This window comes from Streptococcus mutans (assembly GCF_006739205.1).
Classification (GTDB): Bacteria; Bacillota; Bacilli; order Lactobacillales; family Streptococcaceae; genus Streptococcus; species Streptococcus mutans.
The window spans coordinates 306057-319257 of the sequence record NZ_AP019720.1; the positions used below are offsets into that span (position 1 = coordinate 306057).

A 13201-nucleotide genomic window follows, 5' to 3' on the forward strand; every position below is an offset into this window, starting at 1 on the left:
AGATAGCAATCCTATAATTTGATTATTGTTTAGCACGCTAAAAAATAAATCATCTGAATGAACTAATGTTGCTGGTGTTCATTCAGATGATATTTTATATATAGTATTAAGGATTAACTTAATAAGATTGTTGCAATCAGTTAAGAAACAATCATCTCAGTGCCACCCATATAAGGACGAAGGACTTCAGGAATCGTCACGGAACCATCTGCATTTTGGTAATTTTCAAGAATGGCAGCAACGGTACGTCCAACTGCCAGTCCTGAACCGTTTAGGGTGTGAAGAAGTTTCACCTTGCCATCGACTTCATCACGGTAACGAATTTGCGCACGACGTGCTTGGAAATCTTCTGTATTGGAACAAGATGAAATTTCACGATAAGTATTTTGTGCGGGAATCCAGACTTCTAAGTCATAGGTCTTGGCAGCCGAAAAGCCCATGTCGCCAGTACACAAGGTAATAACCCGATATGGCAATTCTAATTTTTGCAGGATATTTTCAGCATTGGCTGTCATTTTTTCCAATTCATTATAAGAATCTTCTGGTTTGGCAAATTTGACCATTTCTACTTTATGAAATTGATGGAGGCGGATAAGTCCACGCGTATCACGACCAGCAGAACCAGCCTCCGAACGAAAAGAAGGGCTCATGGCTGTAAAGTAAATAGGAAGCTCTTTACCATCGATGATTTCACCGCGGTAGTAGTTGGTTAAAGGCACTTCAGCAGTTGGAATCAAGACATAATCATTGTCAGCTAATTCAAAGGTATCTTCTTTAAATTTTGGATACTGTCCTGTGCCAAACATAGAATCATGATTGACCATATAAGGCGGAATAACTTCTGTATAGCCTTCTTTAGCGTGTTCATCTAGCATGAAATTATAGATAGCACGTTCTAGGCGGGCTCCCAAACCTTTGTAAAAGAGGAAACGCGAACCTGTTACTTTAGAACCACGTTCCCAATCAAGAATATCAAGATCTTCGCCAAGATCCCAGTGCGCTTTGATGTCAAAATCAAATTGACGTGGTTTTCCCCAGCGGCGCATTTCAACATTTTCATCTTCGTCAGCACCAAGAGGGACATCATCTGCTGGAATATTTGGGAGAGTTGTTGTAAATGTTTTCAATTGCTCATCTATTTCGGCCAATTGGGCGTCAAGTGCTTTGATTTCAGCAGATAATTTTTGCATAGCAGCAATCTGTTCTGATGCATCTTCTTGATTACGCTTAGCTTGAGCGATAGCTGCAGAAGCAGTATTGCGTTCAGCTTTAGCTTCTTCTGATTTGATAAGCAGTTGGCGACGTTTAAGATCCAGTTCTTTCAAATCGTGTAGTGTCTTTTCATCAACCCCACGTCTTGCCAATTTTTCAGCAATTTGATCAAAATCATTACGAATGCGTTTAATGTCTAACATAAATAAGATACCAAGCCCAAAAAAGCAAAGCAAAAATAGGAATTTTGACAATGAACGTTTGTTTTCTAGGAAAAACTATTTTTTGCACAGCTTATAGGGCAGGTTCAGTTAACTTTTTTACCTAACCAAACCTTCCTTTCTATATTTTATAAAAAACACAGACATGTTCTTGCTGGAGCGCTTGGGCGCGGTTCCATCCAGCTTCACAATGACTGTGCTCTTAATTACGATAATCATTTAATAAAGATTGTCTCATTCCAGTCTTGGAAACTGGATGGAATCATCTATAACGGTAGAATTTCGGTCAATCACTCTATCTGCTCGCAGCTGCCGCAGACTTTCTGCAAAAGAAAAGGACCTACTTATCCGTTGTTCTTATTATACAGGATTTAAAAAAGAATGTAAATAAAGATTGTTTAAAAAATGATGTTGGAAAATTTCAGTTTATGAAAGACAATTAACAAAGTTTCTCAAAATGAAAACATTTTCCCACTCACTTTTTTCCTATGTTAAAATAAAGCATTATGAATAAGAAGAATGAAAAAATAAAAAGTTTACCATATAATGCTGGAATAGATTTCTTACGTATTTTTGCCATGTTTATGATTGTGGTGACGCATGTTTTGGGGATAGGCGGCATTCGCTCAACTGTAAAAGAGAATTTTGACCTTTATTATTTTGTGACATGGGGAATTCAAGTATCTGCCTATAGTGCGGTTAATTGCTATGCTTTGATTAGTGGTTACGTTGGTGTTGATTCACCTTATCGTTATTCAAAATGTCTCTCATTGTGGTTACAGGTCTTCTTCTATACTTTATTATTTATCTTATTTTTTACTTTTTTGCAAAAGCCTATAACATACCATGATTGGATACAGGCTTTCTTCCCTATTATCACAGGTCAATATTGGTATGTAACAGCTTATTTTGGACTCTTGATTTTTATGCCTATTTTGAATCTAGCTTTAAGAAAGTTGAATACCAAAGATTTGAAACATATTGTCCTTTTAGCGATCATCTTCTTTTCTGTTCTTCCTGCATTATTGAATACCAAAGTAGATGAATTTTCATTTGCTAAGGGTTTTAGTATGAACTGGTTGAGTGTACTGTACATTATTGGAGCTTATTTGAAGCGGCTTGACTTAAAGCGTTTATTCAGTCGTAAATTTTTACTTTTTCTGTGTTTAATGGCAATGGCAGTGACTTTTATAACCAAAGTATTTATTGGAGATATCTGGTACTGGTATACCTCTCCCACTCTTCTTTGTGAGGCAGTGACTATTTTTATCTTTTTTGTCACTTTAGATATTAAAAAGACTAGTAGATTGTTTAGAATCATTAAACGAATGGCGCCGGCAACATTAGGAGTTTATCTTTTTCATCTAAATCCCCTTTTGGTTAAATTTCTTTTAAAAGATGGTTTTGAGTCATTTGTGACTGCTCCTATATGGCTTTTTCCTTTTTTGATTTTAGGGATGGCGCTCCTTATTTACCTCGTTTCGACTCTAGTTGAGCTTTTACGGATAAAACTTTTTGCTTATCTTAAGGTCAGACACCTTATTCTTAAATTGGATACTTATCTGCCGTTTGACAATTAAAAGGCCTAATGACCTTTTTTATCTTGATAACAGTTTGATTTTGATGAAGTTGTCTAGAAACTGCTGAATATGATTTCTTTCCAGCATATCCTATGAGAATTTATAGAGAAAATTGACTAGATCTTTTCGATTTGCAATTAAAATAACAAAAAAAGCTGAAGAAAAAAAAGTTAGAATATTGAAACAGGATGTGCTGTTAGATGATTGGTCTAACTTAACATTCTACATTTTCTTACTCTAACCCTTCTTTTTTCGTTTAAAGAAGCTAGCAATCTTTTGAAGTAAACTAGGGTAGCGAACCACTTTATCATTACCAACATGCTGTCTTGCAATTTTTAGAATTTTACCAGAATCAGATGAGGCAAAGAGGAATTTTCCTTTGTCCGTAATAATTTCAAAGTGTCTGCTGACCTTTTTCCGATTGACATTGGCTCCTATTTCAATAATACTAGACCAAGGAATTTGGATAAAATGTTCCACATTAGCATCATTATAGAATTCAAAGCTACGATCGCCAAGAAGAAATTTTCCCACTTTGCCACCTACGCCTAAATATGATACACCTTTGCCTGTGTATTCAACTTTTGTATTAATTGACTGTGCCATAAATTTACTCCTGAATAAATATATTTTATTATATCAAAAAACGGAGGACTGCGCTATTTGTTATTTGGCGTTTCCTAACTAGCTTGTATCGCTAAATTACGGCTAGTCCAAGGAGAAGCTTTTGAGGTGGGAGATGGAAGCAGCGAAACTAGCCTCATCAACACAGCGCCCTATCATGAGTTTTTCAAAGCATATTACTATTTTATTGAACTTATCTAGCAGTGCCTTGTTTTTACAGTTGACAATTTTTTTAGTTTAAAGAATAATTAAATAGTCTAAGAAAAATCCTCTAAAGCTTATTAACTTTAGAGGGTTTTATCTAGTTAGGAATGTGATGCTTACATCAATCCAATGACGTGTGCAACAATACCTACAACGAACAGTCCAAGAATCATTACAATTGGAGAAACTTTTTTCTTAAGCAACCACATACAAAGAAGTGTAAGTAGAAGAGCCATCAAACCTGGAAGTAATTTATCCAATTGATCTTGTAAAGTTTCCACTTTTACATTTGTTAAGCTTAAATTATCTTTAACACCTTGAAGTATCTTTTGAAGCTGACCACTATGAATAACTTCGCTGTCTTTAGGGAATTGTATATAAGTGGCTCCATTATCATTCGTTAATTTAGTTGATGGGAGTTTCAGCGCGAAATTAATCGTTACCCAACGCTGAACAAGTGCCCCAATAACAAACATACCGAGGATTGAAGCCCCCTTAGTAATATTTTTGAGAATCCCTCCTGAGAGATCTTTAGTAATTTCTGTCCCTGCTTTATAGCCAAACTCTTGTGTATACCATAAGAAAGCCATACGGATAATGTTCCAAGCAAAGAAGAAGATGATTGGTCCTAGGATGTTTCCTGATATTGCAAGAGAAGCCCCAAGGGCACCCAGTGTTGGGCGAAGAACAAACCAGAAAACGGGATCTCCGATACCGGCTAATGGTCCCATCATACCGATTTTAATTCCCTGAATAGCAGCATCATCCACTTTGGTACCGTTTGATTTCTCTTCTTCCAAAGCAAGTGTTACTCCTAAGATAGGAGCAGCAATATATGGATGAGTATTGAAAAATTCCAAATGACGCTCAAGGGCGGCAGCACGATCTTCTTTGTTTTTATAAAGTTTTTTGATAGCTGGAATCAAAGCATATGCCCAACCTAAATTTTGCATCCGTTCATAGTTCCAAGAACCTTGCAGGAAGGTTGAACGCCACCATACTTTATGACGATCAGATTTTGATAGTTGAATTCTTTCTGACATTATAATGCTCCCTTCTAGTAATCCTCTAAGATATCGCCAATTGGATCGTTTGAACTGGAAGACGCTTGTCCACTACTACTGTTTCTACCAGTTTGATTAGTAAGGGCGATATAAATCATGGCAAGTGCTACACCTATCATACCAAGTCCAAACAAAGTAATTTGTGTATCTGGGATAGCGGCGAGAACAAAACCGATAATAAAGAATGGCCAGACTTCTCTTGTAGCCATCATGTTAAGGATCATTGCATAACCTACGGCGACTACCATACCACCGCCAATAGTCATACCATCAGATAGCCAACTAGGGATAGCTTCCAGTATTGATTTAACATGATTAGCGGGGAGTGCAAGAAGCAGGGCAACAGGGAAAACGATACGAAGACCTTGAAGAAGAAGAGCAAAATAATGTGAGCGTTCAACAGCACGAATATTACCATTCTTTGCGGCAGCATCGGCTCCATGGACGATACCAATTGAAATAGCGCGTACCACCATTGTTAGTGCAAGACCGGCAATAGCAAGAGGGACTGCAACACCATAGGCAATGGTAATACCTTTTTGTGAAAAATCTCCTCCTTTAATCATAATGACTGCCGCTGCAGTTGAAGCGAGTGCGACATCAGGAGCAACAGCAGCACCGATATTTGCCCAACCAAGAGCAAGAAATTGCAAGGTTCCCCCAAGCATAATACCTGCAACTGTGTGACCAGATGCTAAACCAATCAAGGTACAAGATACAAGTGGTTGGTGGAATTGAAATTGGTCCAAGATACCATCAAGACCTGCAAGGAAGGCGATGATGAGGACCAAAATAATAGAAATAACTGACATTATTCTAGTTCCTTTCGTTGTTTAATAAATAAAGTTATTGGACATGTGCTTTCTCAATGAGTTCAAACAAGTCTTTTTGAGAATCGTTTGGCACTTTACGGACATCGAATTTAACTCCGAGATCACGTAGCTTTTCAAAAGTTGCAACATCATCTTTATCCATAGATATTACATTGTTAACCATGGTTTTACCAGTTGAGTGAGCCATTGAGCCAATGTTTAATTCTGTGATTGGAACACCGCCTTCAATTGCTTCAAGAGCTTCTTGCGGTGTTTCAAATAAGATCAGTGCATGTGTATTTCCAAAACGCGGATCTTTTGCTGCTTCAATTAATTTTTTAATTGGTACAACATTGGCTTTGACACCGCCAGGTGCAGCTTGCTTAATTAATCCCTTACGTAATTCATCCTTAGCAACTGTGTCAGATGCAACAATGATACGGTCAGCTTTAGAAGCCGGCGTCCAGTTAGTCGCAACTTGTCCGTGCAAAAGTCGTGTATCAACACGTGCAAGGTTAATTTTAAGTTTGCCATCACCAATGACAGTGCCTTCGGGGATAGCACCCTGAGGAGCTGCCTTTTTAGCAGATGTTGTAGGAGCTTCTTCCTGAGGCTGCAATTTTTCAGGAAGGATTTTAACTCCGTCTTTGGCTTCTTTGATGATATTTGCAGCAACCTGTTCAACGCCTGCAGCAGCATCCATCATGCGTTCTGTATAGGCTTGAATAAGCATTGGCAAATTAAGCCCAGTAATGATAGCAAATTTACGGTCAGAATTTTCTTCCATGACACGACTGGCCTGATTAAATGGAGAACCACTCCATAGATCAGCTAGTACTAAAATCTCATCATCAGCATCGAATGCAGCAATTGCATCGTTAAACTTGGCATAAAGATCATCAGGTCCTTCACTTGGCATAAAAGTGACAACCTGAACTTTTTCTTGATCACCAAAGATCATAGAACCAGATTGATGAATGCCGGCGGCAAATTCGCCATGACTGGCGATAACGATTCCGATAGCCATTCTTGTTCTTCCTCCTTTTAAATATTTTTTCTCAGATAAAAAGAATAATGTTATTCTCTTTAATTAAAGAAATTTAAGAACATTATTATTGTAAAACGTTTACATAAAAAAAGCAATAGCATTTGAAAGAAATTTTCAAAAGACAGCAAAAAACAGCAAAAGTAATCATTTTGTCTATTTAAAATATAAGAACTTGTATTAACAATCTTTTTAACTGTTTCCTTAAGTGGTAGGAATGGTAAAACGAATGTCAATACTATGACTGTTGCATTTTGCACTAGTTTAGTTTTATACTAAACATCAAACTAAAGACCTCAAAAATCGTCCCATATTGCCTCTGAGGGTTAATATTCTTTTTATCACGGCGAAAACTGTTCTTTTATTGAGATTGGGACAAAGTATTCCGACTTTTTTATTGTGTTGTGTTTTTCCGTTTAATGCAGTGGATGATTGGAGATTACCTAATCAATTTTGCGAAAGCGAAATAACAAAATTGGTATTGCCATTTCATGACGGCTTACCGATTTTTTATACGTAATCTTATAGATTTATACTATTTTGTGGGTGATTGCACAGCAATCATAAAAGCCTATTCCATTCTCTTTTACTAAGATAGAGTATTTCTCATCGACAAAATAGTTTCTGGAATATAGGTTTAAAAAAATAAGTACTAAATTTACTATATTCGATTTCTTATGGAAATTGAAAGAAACTAATAGAATTTTTGAAGTGTTCTTGCTTGAGATAGGCAAAAAAGAGCGTAATATAGAAGTCAGAAAATCTAAGATTTTTACTTCTTATCACACTCTTTTTTAGCATTAAAATGTATGAAACTGCCAGCTCTAAGTAAGAAAATGAGCGTTTTACGTCAACTTTAAGCTTCTTCTTTTTCTGCTAGTATCCTTGCTTTTTGGATAGTATAGAAATAAAGAACAATAAAAGCAATTTGAATAATTAATGAAAAAACGGCAAATGTTCCAAAGATAAGGCTATAGATAATGTCAAACGTTTTAATACCAATACCCAAATAGTAAGGAATAAAGCTGATAGTTTGTTGCTTTTTTAATTTTGAAAGATTAAGAAAACAAAAGACAGCAATTGTAGCAGCAATAATAATTGCCAAGATAGTAATCGAGATAGATAATGGTGTAATACTTTGTTTAACTGCAGCTAGTTGTTTTGCTGTTAGGTTAAATTTATCAATGGTTCCATTTTTCATTGCTTGTTGTATGGAAACAATGCCAAGTAATCCCCAAAGCCCCAAGACAAAGGTCAAAATATTAAGAACAGCGATAGCAATAGTGCTGCTTTTAAAAGCTCGGGCTGTTTTTTCGTATGATATCATGTAAACCTCCAAAAATAAGCTTATGTTAATAGATACAAGCTTATTTTAACATAAACTAAAGTAGATGGAAATAGGCAAGGAAGAATTTATCTTTGCTATTATTTCTTAAAAAATAAGTCAATGTCAGCTTGAGATAAGCCAATCATAGGGTCAATCGTTAAGATATTTCTTTCTGTCAAAATAAAATCTTCTTTTAATATAGCTGCACTTTCTTTTACTCCTTGTTTATTTTTCTCGGTGTTATGGTGGCCACTGCATTCATCCTTCTTAAAGCGTTCAATAAGATAAGTTTTTCTTTTAGTTCCTTCATTTTTGATGGCGTTGTCAAAGGCTGCAATTTCTCCCAACATAACAAGTTTGCTTTTTGAGCGTGTGATAGCTGTATAAATGAGATTGCGTTGCAAAAGTCTGCCGCTTTGGCGTGTGACAGGAAGAATAACTACTTTAAATTCACTGCCTTGAGATTTGTGGATACTCATAGCGTAAGCGAGTGTTATTTTCAACCATTCATTGCGAGGATAGTTAATCTCAGTTCCATCAAAATCCAGAATCATTTCATCTTGTTTGGACTCTGTATATTTTGCAGGAATAAGATCAGTAATGTACCCAATGTCACCATTAAACACGTTAATTTGCGCATCGTTGATAAGATGAAGTACTTTATCGCCCTTACGAAAATGAAGGTCATTAAATTGAAATTCTAACTGGTTATTTAAAGGATTGAGCAAATCTTGCATCAGTTTATTAAGATGCGTAATACCTGCTTGCCCACGATACATCGGTGCTAAAATCTGTATTTCCTGAGCATCTATACCACTTTTAAGGGCAGAACTGACAATCTTTTGAATCATTTGCGGAATGTGAGTGCTCTGCGCTTCAAAATAAGAACGGTCGGCCTTTTTAGCTGTGAAATCAGTTGGTAGACGACCTTGGCGAATCTGGTTGGCAAGTGTGACAATGGTTGAGTCCTCAGATTGCCTGAATATTTTAGTTAAGGAAACTTGCGGTAATCTATTTATTTTCAGTAAATCAGCCAAAACTTGACCTGGACCGACGGATGGGAGCTGATCGCTATCACCAACAATAACAATTTGTGTATTTGAAGCAATAGCACTAAACAATTGATTGGCTAGCCAAGTATCAACCATAGAAAACTCGTCAATAATAATGAGATCACAATCCAGAAAAACATCAAGTGCCTGATATTCACTATCACCATTAAGTCCTAAATGCCGGTGAATGGTGGCACTAGGTAAACCTGTTAGCTCATTCATCCGTCTAGCAGCACGACCAGTCGGGGCAGCCAGAATAATAGGTAGGTCACTTTTTTGCAGGTCAATTTGATGCAAATTAGCATAAGCCTTAATAATTCCATTGATGACAGTCGTTTTTCCGGTTCCTGGACCGCCTGTTAAAAGGAAAACCTTGCTTTGGATGGCTTTTTGGATAGCGTTTTTTTGTGCTTTGTCATAGTTAATATTAAATTCTGCTTGAATATGTTTAATTTCAGTTTGAATGTCCTGGCTGCTGATCTCTTTTTCAAGTGGTCTATCCAGAATGCGGGTAAGATGCTTATGAATGCCTGATTCGGCATAAAAAAGCGTATTATCAAAGATTTTAGTACCAATATTTTGTACCTTATCTTCGGAGATTAATTGTGTCAGTTCCTGAGCAATTTGACTGGGATCCAGTTCGATTTGTCTCACCTCTTCAAGAATAAAAAGAGATTTTTCGAGTAATTCTTTGGCTTCAATATAGGTGTCACCTTTGTCAATAGAGGTTTCTAAAAGAGTATGAACAAGAGCAGCACGAAAACGCTGAGGAGCATCGCTGTTAATACCTACTTGTTCTGCTAATTTGTCAGCCATTTTGAATCCAATGCCTTGAATGTCCTCAACCAGTTGATAAGGATTTTCAGTAATAATAGTCAAACTTTCTTCTTTATAGCGTTCAAAAATTTGAACAGCTGTTTTGTTATTTAATCCATATTCTGCTAATTTTGCCAGAATCTGTTCAGCACCGTAGTTAAGACGAAGTTTACTAACTAAATTTTCTCTATTAGCCTTAGAAAGTCCACTAATGCTTTCTAACTTATCAGGATCTTCCAGAATATTATCAATAGGGTCATCACCATATAAGTGAATAATTTTTTCGGCTGTTTTTTTCCCGATTCCCTTGAAATGCTGACTGGAAAAATACTTAATCAGACCAGCAGAAGAGGGTTTAGCACGCTGGTATCTTTCCACTTTTAACTGCTGTCCATATTTAGGATGCTGGGTCAATTCACCCCAAAAAGTATAGTTTTCTCCTTCAATAATATCAGCAATAGTACCTGTCACAATAATTTCAAAATCATCAAAATCGCTGTCAGTATCGTCAATTTCCAGAAGAATAATTTTAAAAAAATTGCTGGTATTTTCAAAAATAACACGGTCAATGGTGCCTGAAAAGTAATAGGTCATAATATTTCCTTATTAAAAATCGGAAGCGGAATAAGTTCAAAAGATTTCTGAACTGTACTCTGCTTCCGTTAGAGATAAAAACTTTTTATTTATTTGAAATGAAACGAATAGCGTTTAAAGGCCAAAAGCGGAATTTAACTTCACCAACAATTTTATTCTTAGCAAAAGTTCCAACATGGCGGCTGTCTTTAGAGACAATGCGATCATCACCTAAAAGCAGGTAACGTCCTTTTGGTACTTTAATCGTAAAGCTGGCGTTTCCTTGTTCGTCTGTTGTGAAAGCTGTTGATTGTGAAGCTAATTCTTGGAAATACTGATTGTAGGCATAAGTCTTTTGGAGTTTGTCCTTGGCAAATTTATCCTTGTATTGCTTGAGGTAAGTTTCATTGACTTTTTTCCCATTAATAGAAAGCATATCATTTTCATAGGTAATGGTATCACCGGGCATGCCAATCACACGCTTGACAATATTTTTATTGCCTTCAGCAGCAACAACAATGTCAAAATGTTTGATAGAAGTTGTCCTGACGACAATGAGATGCTCCCCATTGGCTAAGGTAGGATCCATTGAATGTCCATCTACTTGGACAGGAAACCAGATAAAGAGACGCGGGAGTAGCAATGCAAAAATGATGACCAAGAAAAGGCCCCATTCTTTTAAAAATCTTTTCATAATATCTTATATCTTCTTCCTATTCTTTTTTTAATAATTGATAAGCTTTTTTTGTGTTTTTAAAGTGTAGTTTGGCAGTTGTCTCTAGACCTAATTCACCATAAGTTTTTAAAATTTGGCTGGCAATTTTATCAGATTGCTGCCCAGCCCCACTAGGTAAGTTGAATCCAACTTTTTGGCTCAACTCATCTAGGTTATCTAAGAAAAGTTTACGAGCAATAATAGAGCTAACAGCTACTGCTAAATACTTTCCTTCTGCCCTTTCTTCAAGGGTCAGTGGGTTGGAGAAACGATTATTTTCGTTCTTAAGATATTTTTGGTAATTTTTGGGACTGGTGAAGGCATCAATAACGATTTTATCAGGTTGCCATCCTTCTTGGAGCAAAAGGAAAATAGCTTGATTATGCAAAGCGACTTTAACAGAAACAGCATTGTGTAATTTATTATCACCAACAACCTCATTATATTTTTGAGGGGACAATAAAAGTGCTTTATGTGGCAGCTTGGCTTCTAATAAAGGAGCGATCTGTTTAATTTTAACATCTGTTAAGTTTTTGGAGTCATCAACACCTAATTCTTTTAAAAAGGCATGGTCAGCTTGCTTCACAAAACTGGCAACAACAGCCAAACCACCAAAATAAGAACCATTACCAACTTCATCAGAACCAATCAAAGAACAATCTTGCTTGTTTTTTATATTGTCTTGATTGGACTTATGAACAACTGGCTTGTAACCAAGTTCTTGAGCGACTGCTGAGGCATTTTTACCTTGGAAAACGACCTTTCTAGAAGCATAAATTAAAATCGTTGCTTGTTTAAACTTAGCTGCAAAGCGAATATAAGGATTGGCATTTTGAACTTGATATTCTTTCAATATTTGAATCAAATGTTGAATGGTTCCTTCATCAAGTTGCAAAACAAAAGTATTCATAAGATACATTTTAGCATAAAATAGGTCATCTTTGGAGAAATCTGATGTTATATTTATGATTAAATTATCTTTTAAAAGTTTTTTATAAAATTTTTAAAAGATAATTCCTTATTTTATAGGCTTTTAACCATTAATCTCAAAATCTCTAATTTACGAAAAACTCATTTTACGCTATAATAAATTTGAGGTGGAATTATGACAAGCAAAAATCGTTACAAATTCATATTTGGTGAAAAAGCACTCACTTTAACAACAGATAAAGATAATCTATTTATGGAAGAAATTGAACGTGTTGCTAAAGAAAAATATGATGCTATCAAAGAGAAATTGCCTCAGGCAGACAATGAAACAATAGCTATCTTGATGGCCATTAATGCTTTATCAACTCAGTTGAGCCGAGAAATTGACTTTGATAAAAAGGAGGAAGAATTAGAAAAATTCAGGACAAAAGAATTATCTATTCTTAAAGATCGTGCTCAACGAAGCGGAGCTAAAAAATGATTTCGCTGCTAATTCTTCTGCTTTTAGCTTGGAATTTTTACATTGGCTATCATCGGGGTATTATTTTACAGACTTATTATGTTATAGCAAGTCTAATTTCCTTGGGAATCGCAATCGTTTACTATAAAAGGCTGGCAAATGTATTAACTCTTTGGATACCATATTCCAATGCTAGTGAGAATGCTTCTGTTGCCTTTTTTAAAACAGTAAATTTATTTGAATTGGATCAGGTATTCTATGCGGGTCTGGCTTTTTTTACTATTTACGTATTGGTTTATTTTGTTTTTCGCTTATTGGGGATTTTTGTTCATCTTGTGAAAACAGACCGTTTTAATAAGGAAACTCTCAATTATTTTAGTGGTGCAATGGCAGTATTAGTGACTATGCTGACTGTTAGTCTTTTTTTGAATGTTTTGGCAGCCATTCCTATGTCGAGTCTTCAAAATATTTTATCTGAAAGTTTAATGATTCGTTTACTGATTGACTTCCCCCTGTTTTCTTGGTTTATTAATTATTTTTGGGTAACAACAATAGTGAAGTGAGGT

At 35.9% G+C, this 13201-nt stretch carries 12 protein-coding genes; 3 read left to right on the forward strand and 9 right to left on the reverse strand.

Features of this window, described 5'->3' with window-relative positions; translation table 11 throughout:
• Positions 1-140: 140 nt before the first annotated feature.
• Entirely contained in the window at positions 141-1415 is a 1275-nt protein-coding gene (serS, locus tag FNL60_RS01640; protein ID WP_002280333.1) for a serine--tRNA ligase, read from the reverse strand.
• A 524-nt stretch (positions 1416-1939) separates the two neighbouring features.
• On the opposite strand from serS, the gene FNL60_RS01650 reads away from it, so the two are divergent.
• A complete protein-coding gene (locus FNL60_RS01650; RefSeq protein ID WP_002269481.1) occupies positions 1940-3013 on the forward strand; it encodes an acyltransferase in 1074 nt (357 codons plus the stop codon).
• A gap of 237 nt (positions 3014-3250) precedes the next feature.
• Here FNL60_RS01650 and FNL60_RS01655 read toward each other — a convergent pair whose 3' ends face one another.
• The 8 genes from FNL60_RS01655 to rnhC all read right to left on the reverse strand — a co-directional run bounded on the left by FNL60_RS01655 (position 3251) and on the right by rnhC (position 12155).
• On the reverse strand, positions 3251-3619 hold the full coding sequence (locus tag FNL60_RS01655) for a DUF956 family protein (protein WP_002263350.1): 369 nt from the start codon (positions 3617-3619) through the stop codon (positions 3251-3253).
• A 338-nt stretch (positions 3620-3957) separates the two neighbouring features.
• Positions 3958-4884, reverse strand: a complete 927-nt coding sequence (locus FNL60_RS01660) for a PTS system mannose/fructose/sorbose family transporter subunit IID (RefSeq protein WP_002265465.1) — start codon at positions 4882-4884, stop codon at positions 3958-3960.
• 14 nt (positions 4885-4898) lie between these two features.
• Entirely contained in the window at positions 4899-5717 is an 819-nt protein-coding gene (locus FNL60_RS01665) for a PTS mannose/fructose/sorbose transporter subunit IIC (RefSeq protein ID WP_002263354.1), read from the reverse strand.
• A 34-nt stretch (positions 5718-5751) separates the two neighbouring features.
• The gene (locus FNL60_RS01670; RefSeq protein WP_002265466.1) at positions 5752-6744 is read right to left on the reverse strand and encodes a PTS sugar transporter subunit IIB; all 993 of its coding nucleotides are present in this window, start codon (positions 6742-6744) and stop codon (positions 5752-5754) included.
• Positions 6745-7618: 874 nt separating this feature from the next.
• Positions 7619-8089 carry a hypothetical protein gene (locus tag FNL60_RS01675; protein WP_002263356.1) on the reverse strand — a complete coding sequence of 157 codons (471 nt, stop codon included), beginning with the start codon at positions 8087-8089 and terminating at the stop codon, positions 7619-7621.
• Positions 8090-8187: 98 nt separating this feature from the next.
• On the reverse strand, positions 8188-10551 hold the full coding sequence (gene recD2 / locus FNL60_RS01680) for an SF1B family DNA helicase RecD2 (protein WP_002280332.1): 2364 nt from the start codon (positions 10549-10551) through the stop codon (positions 8188-8190).
• Positions 10552-10636: 85 nt separating this feature from the next.
• Entirely contained in the window at positions 10637-11224 is a 588-nt protein-coding gene (gene lepB, locus FNL60_RS01685) for a signal peptidase I (protein WP_002263358.1), read from the reverse strand.
• A gap of 19 nt (positions 11225-11243) precedes the next feature.
• A complete protein-coding gene (gene rnhC, locus FNL60_RS01690) occupies positions 11244-12155 on the reverse strand; it encodes a ribonuclease HIII (RefSeq protein ID WP_002280331.1) in 912 nt (303 codons plus the stop codon).
• 195 nt (positions 12156-12350) lie between these two features.
• Here rnhC and FNL60_RS01695 point away from each other — a divergent pair, with 195 nt between their 5' ends.
• Positions 12351-12656 (forward strand): hypothetical protein, encoded by a 306-nt coding sequence (locus FNL60_RS01695; protein WP_002280330.1) that lies wholly within the window; start codon positions 12351-12353, stop codon positions 12654-12656.
• Positions 12653-13198, forward strand: coding sequence for a CvpA family protein (locus FNL60_RS01700; RefSeq protein WP_002263361.1), 546 nt, complete (start codon positions 12653-12655; stop codon positions 13196-13198). The genes FNL60_RS01695 and FNL60_RS01700 overlap by 4 nt, the downstream gene beginning before the upstream one ends.
• Positions 13199-13201 lie beyond the last annotated feature (3 nt).

Excerpts from the sequence above, each read along its gene's own strand:
- FNL60_RS01700 (WP_002263361.1), top strand. The coding sequence starts at position 12,653 with ATGATTTCGCTGCTAATTCTTCTGCTTTTAGCTTGGAATTTTTACATT.
- FNL60_RS01695 (WP_002280330.1), top strand. The coding sequence starts at position 12,351 with ATGACAAGCAAAAATCGTTACAAATTCATATTTGGTGAAAAAGCACTC.
- rnhC (WP_002280331.1), bottom strand. The coding sequence starts at position 12,155 with ATGAATACTTTTGTTTTGCAACTTGATGAAGGAACCATTCAACATTTG.
- FNL60_RS01650 (WP_002269481.1), top strand. The coding sequence starts at position 1,940 with ATGAATAAGAAGAATGAAAAAATAAAAAGTTTACCATATAATGCTGGA.
- lepB (WP_002263358.1), bottom strand. The coding sequence starts at position 11,224 with ATGAAAAGATTTTTAAAAGAATGGGGCCTTTTCTTGGTCATCATTTTT.
- FNL60_RS01675 (WP_002263356.1), bottom strand. The coding sequence starts at position 8,089 with ATGATATCATACGAAAAAACAGCCCGAGCTTTTAAAAGCAGCACTATT.
- FNL60_RS01655 (WP_002263350.1), bottom strand. The coding sequence starts at position 3,619 with ATGGCACAGTCAATTAATACAAAAGTTGAATACACAGGCAAAGGTGTA.
- serS (WP_002280333.1), bottom strand. The coding sequence starts at position 1,415 with ATGTTAGACATTAAACGCATTCGTAATGATTTTGATCAAATTGCTGAA.
- FNL60_RS01670 (WP_002265466.1), bottom strand. The coding sequence starts at position 6,744 with ATGGCTATCGGAATCGTTATCGCCAGTCATGGCGAATTTGCCGCCGGC.
- recD2 (WP_002280332.1), bottom strand. The coding sequence starts at position 10,551 with ATGACCTATTACTTTTCAGGCACCATTGACCGTGTTATTTTTGAAAAT.
- FNL60_RS01660 (WP_002265465.1), bottom strand. The coding sequence starts at position 4,884 with ATGTCAGAAAGAATTCAACTATCAAAATCTGATCGTCATAAAGTATGG.
- FNL60_RS01665 (WP_002263354.1), bottom strand. The coding sequence starts at position 5,717 with ATGTCAGTTATTTCTATTATTTTGGTCCTCATCATCGCCTTCCTTGCA.